We start from the raw sequence: 23,789 nt of genomic DNA, 5'->3' as shown, positions 1-23,789 counted from the left end.
CTCCGGGAGCCGGCCGGACTACCCCTCGGGCCGCGGCTGGGGGGCCCTGTCGCGCCGGCGGAAAAACGCGCCGCTCCGTTCCCGCACGGTCTCCCAGAAGACATAGAGCATGGGGATCAGGAAGAGCCCGATGCTGCTGGCCGCGATCATGCCCGCGAAGACCGGCGTACTGACCGCGTGGCGCGCGATCTGCGACGCGCCGGTGGCCCAGACCAGAGGCACCAGCCCGAGGATGAAGGCGATCGAGGTCATCAGCACCGCGCGAAAGCGCATCTTGGCGCCCAGCGCCGCGGCATCGGCGATGCTCAGTCCCTGCTCGTGCTGTTCCTTGGCGAATTCGACGATCAGGATGGCGTTCTTCGCGGCCAGCGCGATCAGCACGATCAGGCCGATCTGGGCATAGAGATCGACCGTAAGCCTGGCGACCAGGACCCCGGCGATCGCGCCGAGAACACCGACGACAACCGAGAGCAGGACCGGGATCGGCACGATCCAGCTCTCATAGAGGCCGACCAGGAACAGGAAGGCGAACAGCAAGGCCATGCCCAGGACGACCGTGGTCTGGCCGCTCGCCCCTTGCTCCTGATAGGCCGTGCCGGTCCATTCGAAGGCATAGCCGGGCGGCAGCGTCTTCGCCGAGACCTCGGCCATGGCGGCGAGCGCCGTGCCCGAGGCAACGCCCGGAGCCGGGCTGCCATTGATCGTCACCGAACGGTAATTGTTGTAACGCGTGATCACCTGCGGCCCGGTGACGGTGCGCACCGCGGCGATCGATTGCAGCGGCACCATGGCGCCCTGCGAACTCCGGATGAAGATGTTCCAGAGCGCCGAGACGTCACGCCGGTCGGCCGCCTCGGCCTGCAGATTGACTTGCCACGTCCGGCCGAACAAGTTGAAATTGTTGATGAAATATCCGCCGAGCGTGGCTTGCAGGGTGACGAAGACGTCGCTGAGGGTCAGGCCCAGGGACTGGGCCTTGTCGCGGTCGATATCGAGATAGACGGAGGGCGCACTGGCGCCATAGGTCGAGAATACGCGGGCGAGCCGCGGGTCCTGATTGGCCGCGGCGACGAGACCCTGGACCACGCTGGCCATCGCCACCGGATCCGCGCCTTCCAAGTTTTCGAGCTGATATTCGAAACCGCCGGTGGTCGACAGCCCCACCACCGGCGGCAGGTTGAACGGCAGGACATTGGCGGTGCGGATCTGCTGCACGGCGCCGAACAGCCTTCCGATCAGCGCCTGCGCGGAGTCCACGGCCTGGGTGCGGTCGGCGAATGGCTTCAGCCTGGCGAGCAGGAAGGCATTGTTGCTGGCCGAATAGCCGTCCAGCAGCGAATAGCCGATGATGGCGACCGTATCCTGGACCTGCGGCATGGCTTTCAGGATGTCCTCGACCTGGCGAACCGCCTCGCTGGTCCGGTTGACCGATGCCCCGTCGGGCAGTTGCACGTTGATGAAGAAGGCGCCCTGATCCTCTTCGGGCAGGAAGCCGGTGGGGGTCAGGCGCAACAGCCCGGCGACGCCCAGGCCGAAAACCGCGACCAGCACGATCGACAGGACCGACAGGCGCAAGGTCTTGCGCACCACTGTGGCATAGCCGTCGCGCACCCAATCGATGCCTTGGCCGATGCGCCCCATCACCCCGCGGCGCGGACCGGAGTGGCGCAGAAAGACGGCGCAGAGCGCCGGCGACAGGGTCAGGGCATTGACCGCCGAGATCAGCACGGAAGCGCTGATGGTGACCGCGAACTGGCGAAACAATTCGCCCGAGATGCCGGAGATGAAGGCGATCGGCACGAAGACCGAGAGCAGGACCAGGGTGATGCCGATGATCGGCCCGGTCACCTGGGCCATGGCCTTCTTGGTGGCATCGGCCGGCGAAAGATCCGGCTCCTCCTCCATAACGCGCTCGACATTCTCGACGACGACGATGGCATCGTCCACCACGATGCCGACGGCCAGCACCAGCGCCAGCAGCGAGACGGTATTGGCCGAATAGCCGAGCGCCAGCAGGATGACGAAGCTGCCGACCAGGCTGACCGGAATGGCGATGATCGGAATGACGGTCGCGCGCAGGTTTCCCAGGAACAGGAACACCACGAGGGCGACGAGCACGAAGGCTTCGAGCAGCGCCTGAATGACCGCATTGATCGTGTCGGTGACGAAAATCGTCGAATCGTGAACGACCCGCACCTTCAATCCGGCCGGAAAGCGCCCGCCCACCTTGGCCAGCGTCGCATTGACCGCCGCGGCCACCCGGATGGCGTTGGCGCCGGGCGCCAGATAGATCGCCATGACCACGGCCGGATTGCCGTTGAGGCGGCTATAGGTATCCTCGTTCTGGGCGCCGAGCTCGATGCGGGCCACATCGCTCACCCGCAGCACCGAGCCGTCGGGATTGGCCCGAATGACGATCGCGCCGAATTCCTCCGGCGTGGCGAGACGCCCGCGGGTTTGCACGTTGAGCTGGAATTGCTGGTCGGCCGGCACCGGCCGCGCGCCGAGGCGGCCGACCGGTGCCTGGATGTTCTGCGTCTGCACGGCCCGAATGACATCGGAGGGCGCCAGGCCGAGGCTGGTCAGCCGCGTCGTATCGAACCAGATGCGCATCGAATAGTTCTGCAGGCCGAACAGGCTCGCCTGCCCGACCCCGGGCGTGCGCGACAGCTCGTCCATGACATTGATCAGGGCGTAGTTGGTGATGAACAGCGGGTCGAACGTGCCGCTCTCGTCGTAAAGCGAAATGAATTGCAGGATCGAGGACGAGCGCTTCTGGACCGTCAGGCCCTGCAGCTGGACCTCCTGCGGCAAGGTGGCCATCGCAGTCTGGACGCGATTGTTGACATTGACCGTGTTGATGTCCGGATCGGTGCCGAGCGCGAAGCTGATGGTCAGGTTGTAGCTGCCGTCGCTGCCGCTGCTGCTCTTCATGTAGATCATCTTGTCGACGCCGACGATCTTCGACTCGATCGGCTGCGCCACGGTCGATTCCAGCACCGCCGCCGATGCCCCGGGATAGACGGCCGAGACCTGGACCTGCGGCGGGACGATGTCGGGCAGCTGGGCCACCGGAATGCGCGAGAGGGCGAGCAGCCCGGCGAGCGAAATGACGATGGCGATGACGATCGCCATGCGGGGACGATCGATGAACAGCGACGAGATCATGGCGTCACCTTCCCGCCGGCGTCGGTGCGGCCGGTGCGGGCGCCACCACGATGTTCGGCCGCACACGCTGGATGCCCTCGACGATCACCTGCTCGCCCTGTTTCAGGCCGTCGAGGACGGCGGCGACGGCGGGCGTCGACTGGCCGAGCCGCACGCGCCGCTGCTCGGCCCGGTTCTCGGCATTGACGACATAGACGTAGTCGCCCTGCTGGTCGGTCAGAACGGCCGAACGCGGGATGGCCAGCACGCTCTGCGGCTGCACGGCCTCGAGCGAGACGGTGACGAATTCGTCATCGGTCAGTTCGTGCAGCGGGCTGGTGCCGACCATCTGGATGACCGGATTGGCGATCGTGCCGCGCAGCATGATGGTGTCGGTATCCTTGGCGACGGCGATATCGACGAAGTCGAGCTTGCCGGTCTGGCCATACATCCGGCCATTGGGCAGCCGGAGGCGCATCGTCACGGCGTCGAAGCCGCCCTTGTCGGCATAGCGATCGCGCAGCTCCAGGATGCGGCGCACGGCAACCGGGAAAACCACATACATGGGGTCGGCGCTGACCACCGTCGCCAGGGCGCCGCTGGTCGGGCCGACGACATTGCCGGTGGTGATCGCGGTGCGGCCGATGCGGCCGGCGATGGGCGAGCGGATTTCCGTGTAGTCGAGATTGATCTGCGACTGGTGCAATTGCGCCTGGGCTGCCTGCACCTGGGCGGCGGCCACGCGCTGCGTCGCCTGGGCGCTGTCGACCGCGACCTGGGTGCCGGCGGTTCGCTGCAGCAGCTCCTGGGCCCGGGCCAGCGTGAGATTGGCATTTTCGAGCTGGGCCTGGGCCTGGGCGACGGCGGCCTGCTTGGCTTCGACGTCGGCCTGGAACGGCGCGCGCTCGAGGCGATAGAGCAGCTCGCCCTCCTTGACCTCGGCGCCTTCGACGAACAGCCGCTCGTTCAAGAAGGCGGTGACGCGCGCAACCAGATCGACCCGTTGCCGCGCCTGGATCCGCCCGTTGATCTCGGTCGTCTCGGTCATCGGTCGAAGCTCGGCCGCCACGACACCGACCGCGGGCGGCCCCGCCGGGCCAAACTGCGCGGCGGCCGGCGCTGCCCATAAGATCGGCGCGACGAGAATGGTGGCCCGGAACAAGAAGGATGCACGCATGCTGTTTTACCCTTTTGCACGGTCGGGCTGAAAACAGTCCGCTGTCGGTCAAAGGAAAATGCGAGAGCCTTGTTCCGATCTAACCACTGATCCGGCGCCATTGCCAAGCAATCAGAAAGCTTCAAAATTGATGGATACTGCGCAACCGCCCGGTTGAATTCGCCGCATCGCCGGGAATGACGCCGCCCTGCCGCCTCCCGGCGGCCGGTCCTTCGCCTGTTCCGGCCGCAGCTCTTGCGCATCGGCCAGCGTCATCGGCAGGGCCCATGAGCACATCGCCATGGCAATACCGGGCTTCCTGCGGCGCGCCGCGCCGCTCCATCCGATCGGCATCGATCAGGGCGTCGCGCCGTCAGGGCTGAGATTGTGTTTCAAAGACGTGACCAGCGACGGCGAGACCGCCGGGGCCGCATTGCCCCAGGCATTGCGGATATAGGTCAGCACCGCGGCGATCTGCTCGTCGTTCAGCTTCCAGTCGAAGGGAGGCATGGCCGGCGCGGTCGGCGCCGTGGCGGTGGAGGCCGCGCGCACGCCCTGGCTGATCACCCTGACGAGTGTCGTGCTGTCGGGTGCCTGGACCACGGCGCTGCCCCGGAGCGCGGGAAACATGCGTGCCACGCCGGCGCCCGACGAGACGTGGCAGGCCGAGCAATTGTCGAGATAGATCGCCTTGCCGGCCACCATCACCGGATCGGTTTCGGCCAAGGGCGGCGCGGCCGACACGGCGGGGGTCACCGCCGGCAGGTCCTTCAGATAGGTGGCGATCGCCTTCAGGTCGGCCTCGGTCATGTGCTGGGTCGAGAAATAGACGACCTCGGCCATGGGTCCGGAGGCGGTCGTGCGCTGGTTGCGGCCGGTCTTGAGATATTCGACGATCTCTTCGGCCGACCAGCCGCCGATGCCGGTGCGCAGGTCGCGGCCGAGATTGGGCGCGTGCCAGCCGATCAGCGTGCCGCCGGAAAAGGCCGCGGTGGTGTTTTCGCCGCCGAGCGAATTGCGCGGCGTGTGGCAGGCGCCGCAATGGCCGAGCCCCTCGACCAGATAGGCGCCGCGGTTCCATTCCGCCGATTTGGCCGCGACCGCGCGATATTCGCCCGGCGTGAAGAACAGCATGTTCCAGCCCCACATGGAGAAGCGGATGCTGAACGGGAAAGGCAGCTGGTTGACCTGGACCGGATTGACCACGGGGTTGAGGGTGGCGAGATAGGCCTTGATCGCCAGGAGGTCGTCGCGGGTCGCCTTGGTGTAATAGCTGTAGGGCAGCGCCGGATAGAGCCGCTTGCCGCCGCGGCCGATGCCCTCGCGCATGGCGCGCAGGAATTCCGCATCGGTCCAGTTGCCGAGCCCGGTCGCCGGATCCGGCGTCAGATTGGGCGTCACCAGCATGCCGAAGGGTGTCTCGAGCGGGCGGCCACCGGCAAAGGGAACGCCGCCCGGGGCGGTGTGGCAGGAAATGCAGTCGCCGACGGTGGCGAGATAGCGGCCGCGCTGAATGGTGACGAAATCCTGTTCGGCGGCGCTCGAGCCGGTCGAACCCAGACCCAGAAGACCGGCGAGAAGGCCGAGGACGGCGGTTGCGCGCTTCATCGTCGTCACGCCTGTACCAGGGGGCCGGGATTCCTAAGATATTGCGTGCGGATGGCATCCGCCGCCCAGAGCGCCAGGGCGCCCACCGTGCCGGTCGGATTGTAGCCGGCGTTCTGCGGGAAGGCCGAGGCGCCGAAGACGAAGACATTGTGTACGTCCCAGCTCTGCAGGTAGCGGTTGACCGCGCTGGTCTTGGGATCGGAGCCCATGATCGCGCCACCGGTATTGTGCGTGCTCTGATAGGGCACGACGTTGAAATGCTCGGGCAGCGAACTCGGCCGGATCGTCTTCGCCCCCATTGCCTTGCCGATCTCGGCGCAGCGCTGGGCGATGTAGCGCGTCATCTTCTTTTCGTTGTCGTGCCAGTCGAAGGTCATGCGCAAAAGCGGCCGGCCGAAGCGATCGGTATAGGTCGGGTCGAGGTCGAGATAGCGGTCGCGGTAGCTGTAGACGCTGCCCTGGCCGCCCACCGATGTGGCGTTCTGGTAGGTCGCGGTGAGCTGCTTCTTCCAGGCCGAGCCCCAGCGCGGCCCGCCGGCCAGGCCATTGGCCGAGGAGGCGATGGGCCGGCCATGGGTATTGGCGCAGGTGATGCTGGCGCCGCCGAGGAAGCCCAAGCCAGCATGGTCGAAATTGTCGCCGTTGAAATCGTCGATGGCGGTGCCGAGCGAGCCCGCTCCGATGAACGGGTTGAAGGTCTTGCCCTCGAACAGCAGGCCGGCGCCGCCGGCCGACTGATAGGCATAGTTGCGCCCGACGGTGCCTTCGCCGGTCTTGGGATCATAGGGTTTGCCGATGCCCGACAGGAGCATCATCCGGACATTGTGCAGGCCATAGGCGCAGACCAGCACCAGGGCCGCCGGTTGCTCGAATTCCTCGCCGCTGGCATCGACGAAGGTCACCCCGGTCGCCACCTTGCCGGAAGCGTCCTTGTTGATGCGCAGCACCTCGCTCTCGCTGCGCAAGGTGAAATTGGATTTGCGCATCAGCACCGGCAGCACGCAGGTCTGCGGACTGCCCTTGGAATAATTGCCGCAGCCGAAACGCTCGCAGAAGCCGCAATAGGTGCAGGGGCCCATGGTGATGCCGAGCGGGTTGGTATAGGCCTCCGAGGTATTGGCCGCCGGCCGGATGAAGGTGTTGTAGCCCATGCCGCGCGCGGCCTGGCCGAACAGGGCGGTGGCGGCGCTCTCCTTCAAAGGCGGCAGCGGATATTCGCTGGAGCGCGGCCCTTCGAAATGGTTGCCGCCGGGCTGCTTCTGACCCTTGATGTTGCCGGCCTTGCCGGACACGCCGGCGATGCGCTCGAACTTGTCGTAGAACGGCTCCAGGTCGGCATAGGTGACGCCCCAGTCCTGGATCGTCATGTCCTCGGGCAAGGCGCTCGCGCCGTAACGCTCGGTCAGATGGCTCTTCAGGACGAAGTCGGTTTCCAGGAAGCGCCAGGTCTGGCCGTTCCAATGTACGCCTGCGCCGCCCACGCCGTTGCCGACGATGAAGGCGCCGAACCAGCGGATCGGCGCCGCCGTCGCCATCAGGTTGTGGCGCAGCGTGAAGGTTTCCTGGGCCGGACGCAGGAACAGGTCGAGCCGGATCGCATAACGCAATTCATCCGGATCCTGGGTCGGGGCGAAATCGGTGGCGGTATCGCGCCAGGGCCCGCGCTCAATGGCGACGACGTCGAGCCCGGCATCGGTCAGCTCATGCGCCAGCAGCGATCCGGTCCAGCCCAGGCCGATGACGACGACGTCCTTGGCGGGCAGTTTTCGCGCCATCTCACAGTCCTCTTCATCATGCGGCCGGGCGCCGGAACGCCGCCTGCGATGGCGGAACGATCAGCGGGCCGGCGTCCATCCGGGCCGGCCCTGAAGGCCGACCGGAGGCAAGGGATAGGGTTGGTTGGGCTTGTCGATATGGTCGCGGTAGTCGTAGCGGGCGCCGGGAAAGCCGATCAGTTTCCAGCCCGCCATGTCGCGGTTGCCGCCATAGATCGGATCCGCGAAGAACCCTTCCATGGTGTTCTGATGGACCAGGTTGAAAAAGGCGCGCGCCTCGATGCCGTCGAGCGTGACGCTGCCCTTTTCCAGCGCGGTCAGCACCTCGTCGCGCTGGGCCGGCGGCAATTCGGCGAAGGGCTTGCTGAAACTCGTGCGGCAATAGGTGTCGAGCGCCTTCAGGCCGACCCGGTATTGCGCGGCCGGCGGCAGCTCCGACTGGATGCCGAATTCCGGCGCGACCTTGACGAAGGGCGGCCGCATGTAAAGCATTTCCGCACCGCCATAGGGGCCGGCGAGCTGGCGGTCGATGAACACGGCGCAGCCGGCGTCCTTGCCGCTCGGCCCCAGTTCATCGGCCGGGATCAGGCGCTCGACGATCGCCTCGATGGCCGCGGCCTCGGGACCGGTCAAGTAGAGCCAGCCGCCGGGAACGACGGGCGTCGGCGGCGAGGCCGCGTTCGGCGCCCAGGGCACGCCGCCGGAGATCACCCGGGCGCCCACCCCGCTGGATGCCGTCATGGCCAGGAAGCTCACCGTGGAAACCAGCATGTGCCGGCGGGTCAGGCTTGCCTTGATATCGCGTCCGGCCATCTGAAAGGTTCCGAGGAACGCAGAAGCGTTCCGGGGAACGCGGGGCGGCGTCAGCTATCGGAGTTCAGAATAGTTCCAGGCAGGCAGGAGGCAAGCCGAACGGTCATGCCAAATTGCCTGAGGAGATATGCGCCAACATGTCGCAGGCGTGGCGGGCCGGCCGCGGCATCCCACGCCGCCTGACCGGCGCGCGGACCATGCTGCCGCAAAGGTCGGGTGCCCCAATTCGCAGCCATCATGCCAAGCAGCCGCCGCGACCCCCGCTGCCGGATCCCATTGCCCGAAATCTCGACGATCTGCCGCGGGCCGAGGCACGCGTCCTGCCTCCGCCGGCTGCGCGGCGTATGAAATTTCAGCTTGACTTCGATTTTAGATAGCTTTCTTCTAAAGCTAATTAAGAATGATAATTCTCAAGCGAGGAGAGTGCCCATGCTGGCGCAGCAGATCGTCAACGGGTCGATGCTGGGGAGCATCTATGTGCTCGTTGCCGTGGCTTTCACGATCGCCATCGGCATCCTCAATTTCCTGAACTTCTCGATCCCCGGCCTGTTCATGGTCGGCGGCATGGTCAGCTGGGCCATGCTGGCCGCCGGCTGGCACTGGACGGTCGCCATCGTCACCGCGCTCGCCGCCGCCGCCGCCGTCGCGCTCCTGGTCGAGCGCCTGTCCTATCGCCTGATGGCCGAGGGCGATCCGGAGATCCCGCTGGTCAGCTCGCTCGGCTTCCTGGTGCTCTTGGAAAACCTGGTGCTGATCCGTTTCGGCTCCGACCAGCAGTCCTTTCCGGCCCTGATCCCGGATTTCAACATTCGCGTCGCCGGCCTGGTGATCGGCAGCGCCCAGTTGATCAGCCTCCTGGTCGCGCTCGCCCTGGTCGCGGGATTGTCGGTCTTCCTGAAGGCGACCAATGCCGGCCGGCGCATCCGCGCCATCGCCGAGAGCCGCGAGACCGCCACCTTGCTCGGCGTCAACGTCTCCCGGCTGATCCCGCAGGTCTTCGTGTTCTCGGCGGTGTTCACCGCCATGGGCGGCATCCTCTTCGCCATGAACTACCAACAGGCCTCGCCCTTCATGGGCGAAGTGGTCGGCTTCAAGGGCGTCGCCGCCATGATCATCGGCGGCATGGGCAGCATCTGGGGCGCCATTCTCGGCGGCATGATCATTGGCCTCGCCGAGGTCCTCTCCATCCATTTCCTCGGCGCCAACATGGTCAACATCACCGTCTACGGCCTGCTCCTGGTCATCCTGGTCATCCGGCCGCAGGGCCTGCTCGGCGCCAACCTCGCGCGGGAGAAGCTGTGATGACCAGCTATCAGCTCGGCATACTCGTCATCCTGTCGTTCAACATCATCGCGGCCTATGCGGTCTATCTGCCGCTCGCCGCCGGCCAGCTCAATCTCGGCATTGCCGGCTTCATGGCGATCGGCGCCTATGCGGCGGCCTATCTGACCAACGAATTCGGCTGGTCGGTCGCGCTGGCGATCCCCGCCGGCGGGCTGCTCGCCGGGCTCGTCGCGCTTGCCGTCGCCGTGCCGGTGCTGCGCACCCACGGCATCTACCTGGCGCTCGCCACCTTCGCGCTCGGCCAGCTGATCGCCGCGATCTTCCTCAATGTCGAGGCGGTCGGCGCGGCCGCCGGCTATCCGGTCACAACCTTTGTCGGCGCGCCCTGGGTGATCGGCGCCGCCGCGGCGATCCTGCTCGTGGTGTTCCTGATCTCGCGCACGCGCTTCGCGCTCTATCTGACAGCGGTCAAAAGCGACGTGGTGGTGGCCGACCTGCTCGGCCTCAATGTCCGCGGCCTGCAGGTCGCCGCCTTCACCATCGGCGCGGTCATCGCCGGCATTGGCGGCGGCTTCTACGCCCATCACTTCAGCTTCGTCGAGGCGCAGCATTTCAGCGTGCTGCTGAGTGTCTATACCGCGCTCTACGTGCTGCTCGGCGGCACCCAGACGGTGTGGGGGCCGCTGGTCGGCGCGGCCTTCTTCACGCTGCTGCCGGAACTGCTGCGCACCAGCTCGCAATGGCGCTACGCGGCCTTCGCCGCCCTCATCATCCTGATCATGGCCGCGCGGCCACAAGGGCTCGTCACCACCGACCTGTTCACCCGCCTCAAGCGCCGTGCGGGAGGTGCCCGATGACGACCTCCTCCCATCCCGTCCTGTCGATCGCCAACCTGTCGAAATCGTTCAACGCCCTGCAGGTGGTGCGCGACCTGAGCTTCGAGGTCCGGCGCGGCGAGGCGACCGCGCTGATCGGGCCGAACGGCGCCGGCAAGACCACGGTGTTCAACCTGATCAGCGGCGTCTATGGCGTCACCGGCGGCCGGATCAGCGTCGACGGCCATGACGTCACGACCGTGCCGTCGCGCCGGCGCATCCGGCTCGGCCTGTCGCGCAGCTTCCAGAACATCCGCCTGATGACCCATCTCTCGGTCATCGAGAACCTGCTGGTCGGGCAGCACGTGCAGACCAGGGGCCTTCGGGACCTGGCCAGCCCGTTCCGGCTGTTCGCCGATCACCGCTGGCGGCGCGAGGCCCGCGCCGCGCTGGAGGAATGGGGCCTCGAAGGCTTTGCCGATGCGCCGGTGGCTTCGCTCTCCTATGGCGTGCGCAAGCGGATCGACCTGGTGCGCGCGACGCTCGCCAAGCCGACCCTGCTGCTGCTCGACGAACCGGCCGCAGGCCTCAATCCGAGTGAGACCGAGACGCTGCGCGAGCATCTCATGGCGCTCAAGGCGCGTGGCGTGACCTTGCTGGTGGTCGAGCACGACATGCATTTCGTCGACAGCCTCTGCGAACACGTGGTGGTGCTGAACTTCGGCGAGAAGATCGCCGAAGGCGCGCTCGCCGACATCCAGCGCGACCCGCGGGTGCGCGAAGCCTATCTCGGCACGACGGGAGGGATCTGACCCATGGCGCTCCTCGAAATCTCCGATCTCGCCGTCGACTATGGCCGCATCCGGGCGCTTTCGGGCGTCTCGCTGAGCGTGCGCGAAGGCGAGATCGCCACCGTGCTCGGCGCCAACGGCGCCGGCAAGAGCACGCTGTTGCGCGCCGTCATCGGCACCGCCAGGGCGGCACGAGGCGGCATTCGTTTTGCCGGCTCCGAGATCGCCCGCGCTCCTGCCCATGCGCGGCTCGCCCAGGGCATCGTGCTGGTGCCGGAGGGCCGGCGCATCCTGATCTCGCTGACCATCGAGGAAAACCTCCGGCTCGGCGCGCATCTGCGCCGTGACGGCGCGGCCGTCCGGCGCGAGATCGAGATGATCTACGAGCGCTTTCCCAATCTCGCCGGGCGCCGGACCATGACGGCCTCGTGCCTTTCCGGCGGCGAGCAGCAGATGCTGGCGATCGGCCGAGCGCTGATGGCCAAGCCGCGCCTGATGATGCTGGACGAGCCCTCGCTCGGCCTGTCGCCATTGTTCGTCGAGCGCCTGTTCGATCTGCTCGGCGAGTTCAACCGCGACGGCCTGACCATCCTGCTGGTGGAGCAGAACACCGGCAAGGCGTTGGCCGCGGCCGACAGCGCCACGGTGCTCGAGCTCGGCCGCGTGCTGATGGCCGGCGATCCGCGCCAGCTCGCCGCCGACCCGGCCCTGCAGGCCGCCTATCTCGGCGCCACCAAACCCGCACCGAGCCCCGTCACGACAAACTGAACTTCGACCACTGGAGGATCCGACCCATGCAGACACGACGTCAAGTTCTCGCCGCCGGCGCCGGCCTCGCCCTCATGTCGGGTGCCAAGGCCGCCGGACCGCAGGAGCTGATCCTCGGCTATTCCATGGCCAAGACCGGCCCCTATGTCAGCCTGGCCGCGGCCAACGAGGTGGCGGTCGATTTCGCGGTCGAGGAGATCAACGCGTCAGGCGGGATCAACGGCAAACGTCTGAAAGTGGTCAAGTTCGACACCGGCGGCGAGCCGCGCCAGGCCCAGCTCGCGGTGCGCCAGCTCGCCGAGGACAACAAGGCGCTGGCCATTATCGGGCCGTTCTCGTCGAGCGAGGTGCGGGTCGCCTTCCCGGCCGGCGACCGCGCCGGCATTCCGCAGATGTCGATGGCCTCGTCCGCCCCGAGCCTCGCCAAGGGTTTCCGCTTCGCCTTCCGCAACACCACCGACGAGGGCCAGGTCATCGACCAGGTGCTGGCCGCGATCAAGGCCAAGGGGCTGGCGGCCGGCTCCGGCGCGATCGCCTTTGCCTCCGACGACACGGTGTCGAAATCGATCGGCATCACCGTGCTGCCGACGCTCATGCCGAAACACGGCGTACCGATCCTCGGCTCGGTCGATTTCCAGCTGAACGCCTTCGACCTGTCGCCGCAGGTGTCGCGGCTCGCCCAGATGAAACCCGACATCGTCGGCCTCGGCGCGCCGCCGGAAGGCGCCATCAACCTCGCCAAGGAATTGCGCCGGCAAGGCGTCAGGACCCGCGTCATCGGCGGCACGACCATTGCCGATCCCGACCTGCCGGCCCGCATGGACGGCGCCGGCGAGACCATGACCATCGGCACGACCTTCTTCCGCGACGTCGACCAGCGCACCAGGGCCTTTGCCGAGGCCTTCGCCAGGCGGGCCAAGGCGGCGGGCCTGGCGCGCACCGAGCCGAACCAGTTCGACGCTTCCGTCTATGACATCGTCTACCTCTATGCCGAGGCAATGAAACTCGCCAAGGTCACCGGCAATCCGGCCCAGGCGGCCGAGGAGCGTGTGCAGATCCGCGATGCCCTGCGCGCCCTGAAGAACTATCCGGCGCTGGAAGGGCCGATCAGCTTCGATGCCGACGGCGACGCGATCAAGCCGGTCTATGTCATCGAGGTGAAGGACGGAAAATGGGTCCTGCTCGACCGGCGCTCGGCCTCCTGACCCCTGTCGGCGGGCCATTGCCCCGCCGGCTTCACCAACAGCGGAACCACCCATGACCTCGTCCCTGCTCTTTTCCGTCCAGCGCAAGCGCCAGCCTGGCACCGAGACCTTCACCATCGACCACGCCGTGATCGCCGGCTGGACCGGCCGCGATCCGGTGGCGCGGGAAAAACACATTGCCGAGCTGGAAGAACTCGGCGTCAGGCGCCCGGCGACCACGCCGGTCTATTACCGGGTGGCCGCGAGCCGGCTCACCACCGCCGGCCGGATCGAGGTCTCGGGGCGCGAGTCGAGCGGCGAGGTCGAGTTCATGCTGCTCAACGCCGGCGGCGTGACCTATGTCGGCGTCGGCTCGGATCATACCGACCGGCGGGTCGAGACCTATGACGTCACCGTGTCGAAGCAGATGTGCGAGAAGCCGGTGGCGCCGAAGCTGTGGCTGCTCGACGACGTCAAGGACCACTGGGACCGCCTGATCTTGCGCTCCTGGGCCACCATCGGCGGCAGCCGCGTGCTCTATCAGGAAGGGCCGGTCGACACGATGCTGCCGCCCGACACGGTGGTCGGCGGCTATGCCGGCGGCCCGTCCCTGCCCGAGGCGACCGCCATGTTCGGCGGTACGCTTGCCGCCCATGGCGGCATTCGCGCCGCCGACCGCTTCGACTTCGAGATCGAGGATCCGGTGCTCGGCCGTCGCATCCGGCACGGCTATGACGTCGTCGTCCTGCCGCTCGCCTGACCGCGGCCGGACACCTTGAGCGACGGTCCACATGACGCGGCAAGGCAACCGGCGGCATTCCCACCGGCGGCGACGTCGTGCAACGACCTGGCTTATCAGACGCTCAAGCACCGCCTGATCACCTGCGCCTACCGCCCCGGCGAATGCCTGAGCGAGGCGGTGGTCAGCGCCGCGCTCGGCCTCGGCCGCACCCCGGTGCACCAGGCTTTCATTCGCCTCGCCCGCGACGGCCTGGTCGAGGTCCTGCCGCGCAAGGGCATCCTGGTCCGGCCGATCAGCCTGGACGAGGTGCTCGACATCGCCAGCGTGCGCCTCGTCAACGAGAGCCATTGCGTGCGCCTGGCGGTCGAACGCGCGACACCGCGGGACATCACCGAACTCGACGAGAATGTCGACGAGGCCGGCCGGGCGGCGCGGGCCCGCGACATTTCCCGGCTCATGCTGCTCGACCGCCGGTTCCACCAGGTGATCGCCACCAGCGCCGGCAATCCGGTCCTGGCGGAGATATTGGCGCATCTGCACGACCGATCGCTGCGCGTCTGGTTCATGTCGCTGCGCGACGCCGAACAGCACCGGCGCGTCATCACCGAGCACCGGGCCATCGTCGCGGCGCTGCGGGCCCGCGACGCCGATGCCGCCGAACAGGCTATGCGGGCCCATATCGCCGGCTATCGCGGCCATATCGTCAGGCAGCTGTGAGGCGGGCTCGGAAGAGGAAGTCGGTTCCTTCGTGGCGAGCTGCCTGCTCTTCGCTTTCAAGCCAAGCACGACGTCCCCACCGGGCGAGCGCAGCGAGCGGAAGGGGGGTCCAGGAGCCAACAGGCCGCGTCATCAGCGCATGCGTCGCGGTGATTTTGCAGCGTTGGGGAGCGTGTCCTGCACCCCCTGGCCCCCCTTCCGCTCGCTACGCTCGCCCGGGGGTGACGTAGAGCTTGTGTCGACTGGCCGCATGCCTCGCTCTGTTGAAGCCCGGCAATCCGACGCGCTTTAGACAACGGGAACCTGTCGCCAGCACCGCCGGATACGCCGCTTTCCGCCCCATCCGTCATGACCGGCCTTGGGCCGGTCATCCACGCATTGTCTTGACCACCGAAGACGTGGATGGCCGTGACAAGCACGGCCATGACGCGGTGAAAGCCGAGGCGCCAAGAAAAAGACCCGCCACGCGAGCCGTGACGGGCCTTTCGAATGCGGATCCTGCCTCACACCGCCGGAACGCCCGCTCAGGCCGGGTCGAAATAGTGGATCTCGAGCAGCAGGCAGCCGGTCTCCGACTTGAACGGGCCGTGGAAGGCGCCGGGCGGGCGGCAGGCATAGGTGAAGGGCTGGAACGGCGTGCCGCCCTCACCGGCCTCGTCATTGCCGACGGTGAGGTCGCCGGAGACCAGGAACACCTCTTCCCAATAGTCATGCACGAAGGGCTTGGTGGTGAAGGTGCCGGCGTCGAATTTCAGCAGCCGCGTGCGGCTGCCCCGGCGGTTCGGCTCGTCGAGCGCACCCGACAGGATCTTCTGCTTGATGCCGGCCGGATAACCCTCGGGCACCGCCCAGCCATTCGCCATGTCGAGGCTATGGAATTCGTCGTGCAGCTTGTTGATGGCCATGCCTTGGCTCCCTGGAATTGGTGTCTGCGATCAGGCGGCGGGGGCCGCGGCGCGCCCCGGCACCTCGTCGCCGAGCGCATAGCCGTCGAGCATCAGATTGAGCGCGCGGTCGGCCCGCGCCCAGTCGTAGCTCCGGTAGGAATGGCCCTTGGTGACGAAAGTCGCGCCGGCATAAAACATCTCGTACTGGGTGTGGCGCGAGGCGAATTCCGAGCCGACGGCGTCCCAGGCGAGCTTGTAGAACTTCACCTTGTCGACGGCGCTGGCCGCCGGCGACTGCTGGGTCTTCTCGATCAGGCCGGCGAGCTCCGGGTTCTGGAAATCGTGGATCGACGACGGCAGCATGATCATGCCGCCGCCCGCGAGCTCCCGCAGCGTGGTCATCACCTTGGGATAGAGCTGCTGGGTCAGGGTCTGGGCGGCATAAAGCGTATGGGTATGCGGCACGAAATAGGCGCCGCGCTGCGATCCCTGCACCTCCATGCAGGCGATCAGCGCATCGACCATGCCGACTTCCGCCGCCAATTGGCCGAGCGTCTCGCGCACCTGCGGGAAGTTCACCACGCCGTTCATGTCGGCGGTGCGCTTGGCGATGCCGATCAGGAACCGCAGCTTCACCGACAGGCGGATCATCGCCTGGTAGTTCTGATAGACATGCGCCGGGGTCGCGTGGAACTGCTTCTGGCACATCTCGACATTGTCGACGACGAAGACCCGCTCCCACGGCACCTTGACGTCGTCGAAATAGAGCACCGCGTCATTCTCGTCGAAACGGCTCGACAGGGGATTGTCGAACACCGAGGGCGCGGCCGCCTCATAGGACTTGCGCGACAGGATCTTCAGACCCTTGGTGTTCATCGGGATGGCGAAGGAATAGGCGTATTTCTCCTCGCCCGGCTGCAGCGGCTGAATGATGGTGACCAGCACCTCATTGGCCATGATGCCGCCGGTCGCCAGCATCTTGGCGCCGCGCACCGTGATGCCCTCGCGGTCGCGATCGACCACGCCGGCTGCGAGAAACTCGCTCTTCTGCTGGGCCGCGCTTTTGGAGCGGTCGGCCTGCGGATTGATGATCACATAGGTCAGATAAAGGTCGTTGTCGCGGGCGTAGCGGTAATAGTCGGCGAGCGCCGCCGCGCGCTTCGGATCATAGGCCTCGAACACCTCCAGGCCCATATACATGCCGGCGATGCAGGAGGCGACGTGATCGGGCGCGCGCCCCATGAAGCCGCCATGCAGCTCGGTCCAGGCTTCCAGCGCCTTTCGCCGCTCGACCAGCTCCTGATAGGATGCCGGCAATTGCCAGATGCGGTTGGCGCGCACGCCGCTGTCCGGCGCGACAAAGGTCATCAGGTCCTGGTTGGCTGCGGCCGAATGGAAATCGAACAGCATGCCGGTGGAGCGGACGGCATTGCGATAGGCCGGATGGATGGTGACGTCGCCGACACGCTTGCCGTCGATATAAACCTCGCGGCCGTCGCGCAGCGAAGCGATATGCTCTTTGCCGTTCTTCATCATGAGAAACCTCCCTGGAGCGGTGATTGTCCTGCCGTTACGGATATGTCGGCGGGCTAGTAGTGGATCGGCAGCGGCCAGAGCGGCGCGCGCTCGCCTTCGGCGTCGACCCCGTGATATTTGCCGCGGAAGAACAGCAGAGGCTGGGTTTCCGGTTGTTCCGGCGTCGCAAAGCGCAGGACCCTGCCGACGAAGATGACGTGGTCGCCGCCGTCGTAATGGGCGTAGGGCGCGCATTCGAAATGGGCGAGCGCGCCCTTCAGGAGCGGCGCCTCGGCATGGCCGGCATGGTGGCTCACCGCCGCCCATTTGTCGGCCTGCGCCCGGGCGAACTGATTGGACAGATGTTCCTGGCCACGGCTCAGGATGTTCACCGCGTAGCCCTTGGCGGCGAGCATGGCCGGCAGGCTCAGGGCCTTGCGGTCGGCGCTGAACAGGATCAGCGGCGGATCGATCGACACCGAGTTGAACGAGCTCATGGTCAGCCCGATGGCTTCGCCGGCGCCGCCATGGGCGGTGACGACGGCGACGCCGGTGGCGAACTGGCCAAGCGCCCGCCGAAACGCCCGGCCATCGAAAGCCGGAGCCTGGGGCCCCCCTGACAGACTTGATCCGTGATCGTCGGTCATTGAAAGTATCTTTGTTAATTAGCTTATAAAGAAAGCTATCTTGAACAGTTCTTCGCTGTCAAGTGCCTTGGCCGCCGCCGGCCGCGATGCCGGAAGCGCCTGACGCCGCAGGCGATTTCGACGCTGTCGGCAAGCCATGCCGAGCGCGCCCGGCCAGGCACGAGGGGCAGGACCTCCCACCGATGCGCCAGGTGACCGCGCCATCGCCGGTGTTGACCGCCCCGAAAACGCGCTATAGGTGCGCCATCACGTCTCGGCCTCACGCCGACGCGCGGCATCCGGCGCGGCCAGGGCGAGCGAGACGGCGGCGATGACATGCGGAGGGCGGCCGGGCGGTCGGGTATGGCGAGAAAGCTCTCAGCGACGAAGGACGCCGCGGCTCAGGCCGGGCAGCCCCTGACGGTGTCCAGGCCGGAATTGCTCAAGAACGGCTCGGACCGGGCCTTTCGCCACTTCGTGCACGATACGCTCGCCTTCGCGGCGCGGATCCAGGAGGTGCGCGGCCGGCTCGGCGGGCTGATCGGCCTGACCAGCACGCAATATACGATCCTGATTACCATCGCCCATCTCGCCAATCCGGCCGGTGTCGGCATCAACGCGGTGGCCGAGCACGTCCACCTGAGCGGCGCCTTCGTGACCATCGAGGTCAACAAGCTGGTGGCCAAGAAGCTGGTCTCCAAGGAAACCAGCCTGGAGGACCGGCGCCGGGTCAACCTCACCATTACCGCCAAGGCGCGCGCCCAGCTCGACGAACTGACCGTGGTGCAGGCGCCGGTCAACGACGCGCTGTTCGCCGACCTGACCGCCGCGGAATTCGACGCGCTGCGGCAGATCATGACCCGGCTGGTCGACACCGCCGACCGGTCGCTGCACCTGTTCGAGTTCCTGGCGCCGGACGGGCGGGGCACGGACTACGCCTAGAGATTTTGCCGGCAAGCATGACCGGGCCCATTGGCCCGCGCCGAAATCGCGGCGGCGGCCGACCAGGGTCGATTGGACCATATCGGCCCCCGCGGAATGGGCCGTCCCGCCCGCCTTGGCTGCCTGGGATCGCATAGAGCGACAGCCGACACCTGGATCAAGCGCTGCCGCGAACAGGGCAATCCGGAGAGGCGCGCGCGGCCGATCAAGCCCCAGGGCGGCCCGAATCACCCCCCAGCACCTTGGTGGCGCCTGATTAAGGCAGAGGCATGCAGCCCGGAAAATGCTGCCCTGCACGGCAGATGATGCTTAGTTCTTGATCATTGTGCACTGCGAAGGCTAATGTTGCGACGCGAGATTGGCTTCCTCCCTTTTCGCTGCCCCTCGACTCGAGGGGTGTTCCCCTCTGGAAAAACAGACTTGGCCGCAGGCTTGTCCTGCGGCCTTTTTTTTCGTGCGGCGCGCGGATGCGAATGCCGGATACAGGCGCCTGGCCGGATCCGCGGCGAGCGCGACGGTCGGCACACCGCGATGGCGGCAGGCGGGCCTTGAGAGCAATCGCTTGTCGCCGCCTTCGGACCCGCGAAGGATTCCGCCGCGCGGCCGCTCAGAACGTGCCGGGATAGGCGCCGCCGTCGATGAGAATGTTCTGTCCCGTGATATAACCGGCCTGCCGGCTGCAATAGAAGGCGCAGAGCTCGCCGAATTCGGCCGGGTCACCGAAGCGTTTCGCCGGAATGCCGTCCTGGCGTCGGCGTGCCGCGTCGTCGACGCTGGAGCCCTCCGCGGTCGCCCAACTGCCGATCGTCTGCTTGAGCCTGTCGGTCAGGAACATGCCCGGCAGGAGATTGTTGATGGTGACGTTATGCGCCACCGTCTCGCGCGCCAGCCCGGCGACAAAGCCCGTCAGCCCCGACCGGGCGCCGTTCGAGAGCCCGAGAATTCCGATCGGCGCCTTCACGGCCATCGAGGTGATGTTGACGATCCGGCCGAAGCGGCGCGCCATCATGCCGTCGACAAAGGCCCGGATGAGCATGATCGGCGCCAGCATGTTGGCGTCGATCGCCTTCAGCCAGTCGTCGCGTTCCCACGCGCGAAAATCGCCAGGCGGCGGGCCGCCGGCATTGTTGACCAGGATGTCCGGCTCCGGGCAGGCCTCGGCGATCTTGGCGCGTCCGGAATCCGTCGCGACATCGGCAGCGATCGCCTGCACCTCGACCCCGGTCGATTCCCTGATCTCATCGGCCGCCGCCTCGAGCGAGGCCGCCGATCGCGCGACGATGAATACAGCCGCGCCCTGATGCGCCAGGGAATTGGCGCAGGCGAAGCCCAGGCCCTTGCTGGCGCCGCAGACGATGGCGCGCTTTCCCGTCAGCCCAAGATCCATTGGATGCCTCCCGACGAACTGATTTCAAGCGGTGTCCCGAGCGATCAGGAAAACGAGACGTCCACCGCGCCGAGGCCGGAAAGCGCGAAGCGGAAGCGGTCGCCGGCGACCGGAAACCGCGTCGGGACGAGACTGCCGGTCATCACGACATCGCCCGCCTTCAGGCTCTCGCCGCGCTGCCAGAGATGGCGGCAGAGCCAGAGCAGCGGCTCGAACGGATGGCCCATGACGTCACGGCCATGGCCGCGATCGAGGAGCTGGCCGTTCTGCTCGACGACACCCTCCATGGCCCAGAGATCCGGCCAGGACGTCTCGAACGCGCCGATGACGATGCCGGCATTCCACGAATTGTCGGCGACGAGGGTGAGCATGTCGAGCGCCTTGTAGTCGGCATGCCGATCGTCGATGAGTTCGACCGCGGGCGCGACCGCATCGACCGCCCTGGCGAGATCGGCGATCGTCGCGACGGCGCTGTCGGGACCGAGCGTCTCGCCGATGCGGACGGCGATCTCGAATTCGATGCCGAGATGGCCGAAACCCGACAGCGGAATCGCCGCCCCGGCGCGGTGCACCCGGCTGTCGAGAACCACGCCGGCGATGGGGTGCGGAATCCCGCACATTTCCTGCATCCGCAACGAGGTCAGGCCGATCTTGTAGCCGACGGCGCGATGGCCGCCGCGGTCCTTGAGGCGCCGGACCAGCTGGTCCTGGATCGCATAGGAGGTCGCGATGTCCTCGAACGGAAAATCGTCGCGGATCGACCGAAACGGCCGGGCATCGTCATGGTCGCGAAGGAGCGCCGCCGCGGCATCGTCAAACTGGAACACGGGCTTTCCTCATGCAGAGATGTGTGCGCCGGCCATGCTGTCCCGCCGGCCGGCGGGCGGCGATCCCGACGCCCCAAAAGAGCCCGGCGAGAGCCGGCGCGCGGTGCGTTTCCAGCTAGGCCCGGGCAATCGTCCAGAACACCGGAAAACCCTTGCCCACGCCGGTCAGCGACTTCCGGTAGGCGGTCGAATAGAGATACTGTCCGAGCGGCACATAGGGCACCGCGGCAAAGGCCTCGGTCTGGATATCCCGGGCCAGTTTCTTCTGGCTGTCAAGGTCCGGAGCCGCGAGCCATTGCGTCCTGAGGTCCTCGAGCTTCGGGTTGTCCGGCCAGCCCGGCGCGGCGCCCTGGCCATTGCTCCACAGCATGGTGTGGGTCATCGGATTGAGCTGATCCAGTCCGCCGGTGAAATTGTTGATCACGCTCCAGCCGCCGGCGCTGACCGGATCGCGCTTGGCGCGCCGCTGCACGACCGTTCCCCAATCGGTCGTCACATAGTCGAGATTGAAGCCCAGCTTGACCAGATAGTCGCGCCCGACCTCGGCGATGGCCGCCAGGATCGGAATGTCGGTGGCGCCGAGCATGACGATCTTCTCGCCCTTGTAGCCGGCATCGACGATCTGTTTGCGCGCCTCGCCGATCGACAGCTGTGGCGGGACACCGGCATCGCTCGCCATCGGCGTGCCGGGGCTGAAGAAGCCGACGCCGTCGCGCCACGACGACCGGTCGTCCCCCGCCGCGCCTTGCATGAACTCCGCCTGCGGCAGCGCCTGCAGGACCGCACGCCGGATGGCCGGGTTGTCGAAGGGCGGATGCAGCTGGTTCATCCGCATGATGCCGATATAGCCGGCCGGGTCCTGGATCTCGACCTGCAGGTTGCGGTCGCGGCGCAATTGCGGCAGCAGATCCGGAATCGGCAGCTCCCACCAGTCGACGCCACCGGTGCGCAAGGCGGCGCTGGCGGTGGCGGAATCGGTGACCGTCTGCCATTCGACCCGGTCGAAATTCACCACCTTGGGCCCGGAGGTCCAGTCGGGCGTGCCGGAGCCGCGCGGCACATAGCCGCTGAACCGCTCATAGACGGCCAGCGCGCCGGGCACGCGTTCGTCGGCCTTGAAGCGGAACGGGCCGCTGCCGACCATTTCCGTGACCTGTTTGAACGGGTCGGTCTGGGCCAGACGCTCCGGCATCATCGCGGCCATGTTGTTGGTCGCCTTGCCGAGAACGTCGGGCAATTGCGGAAACGGCCGCTTGAGGCGGAACTGAATGGTGCGGTCGTCGGGGGCCGAGATCTCGTCGCAGGCCGCCAGCAGCAGGCTGCCCAGGTTGTCGCGCTTGCCCCAGCGGTTGATGCTCGCGACGCAGTCGCGCGCCAGCACCGGCTGGCCGTCATGCCATTTCAGGCCGTCGCGCAGCCTGAGCTTCCACAGCAGCTGGTCGTTCTCGACGGTGTGGCCTTCCACCATCTGCGGGCTGGTGCGGAAATTGCTGTCCTGCCCATAGAGCGTGTCGAACACCATGAAAGCGTGATTGCGCGTGACATAGGCGGTCGTCCAGACCGGATCCAGCACGCCGAGATCGGCCTGCGGAATGAATTTCAGCACCTTGTTCGCCTGCGCGCCGGCGAGCCGCGGGGCCGACAGGCCGCCGGCCAGAAGCAGCGATCCCGCTAGAAATTGGCGTCGTTTCACCGCGAAGTCTCCCTGCCCTGTTCGAAGTCCATCCGGTAATATCCTTGCGCGGTGTCGTGGAAGATCGCGCGCTGCTCGTCGTCCGAGAAGTCGGCGAGCAGATCCTTGAGCGTGTCGCAGACCTGGTCGAAACCCATGCTGCGGCGTGCCACCGGATAGTCGCTGCCGAACATGGTCCGCGCCGGCCCGAAGGCCTCGATGCACGGCATCACGGTGGCGCGCAGATTGCCGATCGAGCGGTCCGGGTCGTAGGCGCCGTAATTGGACAGTTTGATCGCCACATTGGGCGCCCGCGCCATGGCGATCAGCCCGGCTTTCCAGCGCGCCAGGCCATCGGCATCGCGATCGACCGGGCTCGCGCAATGATCGACAACGAACACCTGGTCCGGGAAGTCGGCCGCCAGCGCCGCCACGTCGCCGGCCTGATAGGGGTTCATCAGCAGTTCCAGCACCAGCCCATGCCTCTTCAGCAGGCCGACGCCGCGGCGCCAGGCGGGATCGTGGAGCAGCGCCTTGTCGGTCCAGCGCTTCGCCGGATCGGGATGCCAGCGTACGGTTTCGCGCAGGCCGGCGACGCGCTCGAAGGCCACCTGGCGCTCCAGCACCCGCTCGGCATCGGCGGCATCGAGCTTCACATAGGACACATAGCGCGCGGCGATATTGCGCGGCTTGTCGGCGGCCTCGAACCAGGCGGTTTCCCCGACCGGATCACGCGCCCAGTCCCAAAGCGCTTCGATGCAGACGGTTGCCACCACGTTCTGGTTGGCCGCGTCGCGCCAATAGTCATCCGCGAGGTAATTGCGCCTCATATAGCCGATGTCGCCGAGCGCGGCGATATTGGCGGCGCTGTCGGTCAGCCAGGGATGGCGTCCCAGGCTCACGTCCCAGAGATGATGATGGGCATCGATGATCGGTCCCGCGTACCGCCGCGCCGCCATGTTGTCCGTCCCAGCCGCTCGGGCGCAAAGGCCCTGCCGATCCCGTCTGGCGATGCTGAAATGCCTCGCGACACGCGTGCAAGCCTACACGGGCCACGGCAATAATTTCATTGCGGTTATGGCCCTCGAGTGTCAAATTTTGAAATGAACATTCTGGAAAAGATCAACAATTGG

At 66.7% G+C, this 23,789-nt stretch carries 20 protein-coding genes; 8 read left to right on the top strand and 12 right to left on the bottom strand.

The features are described 5' to 3' along the window. Positions 1-18: 18 nt before the first annotated feature. The 5 genes from AC07WJ_RS12840 to AC07WJ_RS12820 form a co-directional block, all read right to left on the bottom strand. Entirely contained in the window at positions 19-3,168 is a 3,150-nt protein-coding gene (locus tag AC07WJ_RS12840; RefSeq protein WP_494934984.1) for an efflux RND transporter permease subunit, read from the bottom strand. 4 nt (positions 3,169-3,172) lie between these two features. Continuing rightward, positions 3,173-4,324: an efflux RND transporter periplasmic adaptor subunit gene (locus AC07WJ_RS12835; RefSeq protein ID WP_494934983.1), complete on the bottom strand. Its 1,152-nt coding sequence runs from the start codon at positions 4,322-4,324 to the stop codon at positions 3,173-3,175. 336 nt (positions 4,325-4,660) lie between these two features. Further along, the gene (locus AC07WJ_RS12830; protein ID WP_494934982.1) at positions 4,661-5,911 is read right to left on the bottom strand and encodes a c-type cytochrome; all 1,251 of its coding nucleotides are present in this window, start codon (positions 5,909-5,911) and stop codon (positions 4,661-4,663) included. Positions 5,912-5,916: 5 nt separating this feature from the next. Next, on the bottom strand, positions 5,917-7,686 hold the full coding sequence (locus AC07WJ_RS12825; protein WP_494934981.1) for a GMC family oxidoreductase: 1,770 nt from the start codon (positions 7,684-7,686) through the stop codon (positions 5,917-5,919). 60 nt (positions 7,687-7,746) lie between these two features. Next, positions 7,747-8,499: a gluconate 2-dehydrogenase subunit 3 family protein gene (locus AC07WJ_RS12820; RefSeq protein WP_494934980.1), complete on the bottom strand. Its 753-nt coding sequence runs from the start codon at positions 8,497-8,499 to the stop codon at positions 7,747-7,749. A 429-nt stretch (positions 8,500-8,928) separates the two neighbouring features. Here AC07WJ_RS12820 and AC07WJ_RS12815 point away from each other — a divergent pair, with 429 nt between their 5' ends. The 7 genes from AC07WJ_RS12815 to AC07WJ_RS12785 are packed head-to-tail and all read left to right on the top strand — an operon-like array spanning position 8,929 to position 14,800. Further along, a complete protein-coding gene (locus tag AC07WJ_RS12815; RefSeq protein WP_494934979.1) occupies positions 8,929-9,801 on the top strand; it encodes a branched-chain amino acid ABC transporter permease in 873 nt (290 codons plus the stop codon). After that, entirely contained in the window at positions 9,801-10,640 is an 840-nt protein-coding gene (locus AC07WJ_RS12810; protein ID WP_494934978.1) for a branched-chain amino acid ABC transporter permease, read from the top strand. Before AC07WJ_RS12815 ends, AC07WJ_RS12810 begins: the two co-directional genes overlap by 1 nt. Then, positions 10,637-11,410, top strand: a complete 774-nt coding sequence (locus AC07WJ_RS12805) for an ABC transporter ATP-binding protein (protein ID WP_494934977.1) — start codon at positions 10,637-10,639, stop codon at positions 11,408-11,410. The genes AC07WJ_RS12810 and AC07WJ_RS12805 overlap by 4 nt, the downstream gene beginning before the upstream one ends. Positions 11,411-11,413: 3 nt before the next feature. Further along, entirely contained in the window at positions 11,414-12,157 is a 744-nt protein-coding gene (locus AC07WJ_RS12800; RefSeq protein WP_494934976.1) for an ABC transporter ATP-binding protein, read from the top strand. Between the two features lie 26 nt (positions 12,158-12,183). After that, positions 12,184-13,362, top strand: a complete 1,179-nt coding sequence (locus tag AC07WJ_RS12795) for an ABC transporter substrate-binding protein (RefSeq protein ID WP_494934975.1) — start codon at positions 12,184-12,186, stop codon at positions 13,360-13,362. A gap of 52 nt (positions 13,363-13,414) precedes the next feature. Continuing rightward, on the top strand, positions 13,415-14,101 hold the full coding sequence (locus AC07WJ_RS12790) for a DUF2848 domain-containing protein (RefSeq protein ID WP_494934974.1): 687 nt from the start codon (positions 13,415-13,417) through the stop codon (positions 14,099-14,101). Positions 14,102-14,116: 15 nt separating this feature from the next. Continuing rightward, positions 14,117-14,800, top strand: a complete 684-nt coding sequence (locus tag AC07WJ_RS12785; protein ID WP_494934973.1) for a GntR family transcriptional regulator — start codon at positions 14,117-14,119, stop codon at positions 14,798-14,800. Between the two features lie 524 nt (positions 14,801-15,324). Here the strand turns inward: AC07WJ_RS12785 and AC07WJ_RS12780 are convergent. The 3 genes from AC07WJ_RS12780 to AC07WJ_RS12770 are packed head-to-tail and all read right to left on the bottom strand — an operon-like array spanning position 15,325 to position 17,849. Next, complete coding sequence (locus AC07WJ_RS12780) at positions 15,325-15,705, bottom strand: cupin domain-containing protein (RefSeq protein ID WP_494934972.1); 381 nt, start codon at positions 15,703-15,705, stop codon at positions 15,325-15,327. 30 nt (positions 15,706-15,735) lie between these two features. Beyond that, positions 15,736-17,223: a 4-hydroxyphenylacetate 3-hydroxylase family protein gene (locus AC07WJ_RS12775; protein WP_494934971.1), complete on the bottom strand. Its 1,488-nt coding sequence runs from the start codon at positions 17,221-17,223 to the stop codon at positions 15,736-15,738. 53 nt (positions 17,224-17,276) lie between these two features. Continuing rightward, entirely contained in the window at positions 17,277-17,849 is a 573-nt protein-coding gene (locus AC07WJ_RS12770) for a flavin reductase family protein (RefSeq protein WP_494934970.1), read from the bottom strand. Positions 17,850-18,191: 342 nt separating this feature from the next. Between AC07WJ_RS12770 and AC07WJ_RS12765 the strand changes: the two genes are divergently transcribed. Next, a complete protein-coding gene (locus AC07WJ_RS12765; protein WP_494934969.1) occupies positions 18,192-18,770 on the top strand; it encodes a MarR family winged helix-turn-helix transcriptional regulator in 579 nt (192 codons plus the stop codon). Positions 18,771-19,377: 607 nt separating this feature from the next. On the opposite strand, the gene AC07WJ_RS12760 is transcribed toward AC07WJ_RS12765, so the two are convergent. The 4 genes from AC07WJ_RS12760 to AC07WJ_RS12745 all read right to left on the bottom strand — a co-directional run bounded on the left by AC07WJ_RS12760 (position 19,378) and on the right by AC07WJ_RS12745 (position 23,615). Next, positions 19,378-20,157 (bottom strand): SDR family oxidoreductase, encoded by a 780-nt coding sequence (locus tag AC07WJ_RS12760; RefSeq protein WP_494934968.1) that lies wholly within the window; start codon positions 20,155-20,157, stop codon positions 19,378-19,380. Between the two features lie 44 nt (positions 20,158-20,201). Then, on the bottom strand, positions 20,202-20,984 hold the full coding sequence (locus AC07WJ_RS12755) for a 2-keto-4-pentenoate hydratase (RefSeq protein WP_494934967.1): 783 nt from the start codon (positions 20,982-20,984) through the stop codon (positions 20,202-20,204). A gap of 115 nt (positions 20,985-21,099) precedes the next feature. After that, positions 21,100-22,677, bottom strand: coding sequence for an ABC transporter substrate-binding protein (locus AC07WJ_RS12750; protein WP_494934966.1), 1,578 nt, complete (start codon positions 22,675-22,677; stop codon positions 21,100-21,102). Further along, complete coding sequence (locus AC07WJ_RS12745) at positions 22,674-23,615, bottom strand: amidohydrolase family protein (RefSeq protein WP_494934965.1); 942 nt, start codon at positions 23,613-23,615, stop codon at positions 22,674-22,676. The genes AC07WJ_RS12750 and AC07WJ_RS12745 overlap by 4 nt, the downstream gene beginning before the upstream one ends. Between the last annotated feature and the right edge of the window lie 174 nt (positions 23,616-23,789).

Source organism: Phreatobacter sp. GW821-FHT04C01 (assembly GCF_059420385.1).
This window is presented reverse-complemented; position numbering and strand designations above follow the sequence as displayed.

Excerpts from the sequence above, each read along its gene's own strand:
- AC07WJ_RS12820 (WP_494934980.1), bottom strand. The coding sequence starts at position 8,499 with ATGGCCGGACGCGATATCAAGGCAAGCCTGACCCGCCGGCACATGCTG.
- AC07WJ_RS12765 (WP_494934969.1), top strand. The coding sequence starts at position 18,192 with ATGGCGAGAAAGCTCTCAGCGACGAAGGACGCCGCGGCTCAGGCCGGG.
- AC07WJ_RS12830 (WP_494934982.1), bottom strand. The coding sequence starts at position 5,911 with ATGAAGCGCGCAACCGCCGTCCTCGGCCTTCTCGCCGGTCTTCTGGGT.
- AC07WJ_RS12760 (WP_494934968.1), bottom strand. The coding sequence starts at position 20,157 with ATGGATCTTGGGCTGACGGGAAAGCGCGCCATCGTCTGCGGCGCCAGC.
- AC07WJ_RS12800 (WP_494934976.1), top strand. The coding sequence starts at position 11,414 with ATGGCGCTCCTCGAAATCTCCGATCTCGCCGTCGACTATGGCCGCATC.
- AC07WJ_RS12745 (WP_494934965.1), bottom strand. The coding sequence starts at position 23,615 with ATGGCGGCGCGGCGGTACGCGGGACCGATCATCGATGCCCATCATCAT.
- AC07WJ_RS12815 (WP_494934979.1), top strand. The coding sequence starts at position 8,929 with ATGCTGGCGCAGCAGATCGTCAACGGGTCGATGCTGGGGAGCATCTAT.
- AC07WJ_RS12795 (WP_494934975.1), top strand. The coding sequence starts at position 12,184 with ATGCAGACACGACGTCAAGTTCTCGCCGCCGGCGCCGGCCTCGCCCTC.
- AC07WJ_RS12770 (WP_494934970.1), bottom strand. The coding sequence starts at position 17,849 with ATGACCGACGATCACGGATCAAGTCTGTCAGGGGGGCCCCAGGCTCCG.
- AC07WJ_RS12805 (WP_494934977.1), top strand. The coding sequence starts at position 10,637 with ATGACGACCTCCTCCCATCCCGTCCTGTCGATCGCCAACCTGTCGAAA.
- AC07WJ_RS12835 (WP_494934983.1), bottom strand. The coding sequence starts at position 4,324 with ATGCGTGCATCCTTCTTGTTCCGGGCCACCATTCTCGTCGCGCCGATC.
- AC07WJ_RS12825 (WP_494934981.1), bottom strand. The coding sequence starts at position 7,686 with ATGGCGCGAAAACTGCCCGCCAAGGACGTCGTCGTCATCGGCCTGGGC.
- AC07WJ_RS12790 (WP_494934974.1), top strand. The coding sequence starts at position 13,415 with ATGACCTCGTCCCTGCTCTTTTCCGTCCAGCGCAAGCGCCAGCCTGGC.
- AC07WJ_RS12775 (WP_494934971.1), bottom strand. The coding sequence starts at position 17,223 with ATGATGAAGAACGGCAAAGAGCATATCGCTTCGCTGCGCGACGGCCGC.
- AC07WJ_RS12840 (WP_494934984.1), bottom strand. The coding sequence starts at position 3,168 with ATGATCTCGTCGCTGTTCATCGATCGTCCCCGCATGGCGATCGTCATC.
- AC07WJ_RS12780 (WP_494934972.1), bottom strand. The coding sequence starts at position 15,705 with ATGGCCATCAACAAGCTGCACGACGAATTCCATAGCCTCGACATGGCG.
- AC07WJ_RS12810 (WP_494934978.1), top strand. The coding sequence starts at position 9,801 with ATGACCAGCTATCAGCTCGGCATACTCGTCATCCTGTCGTTCAACATC.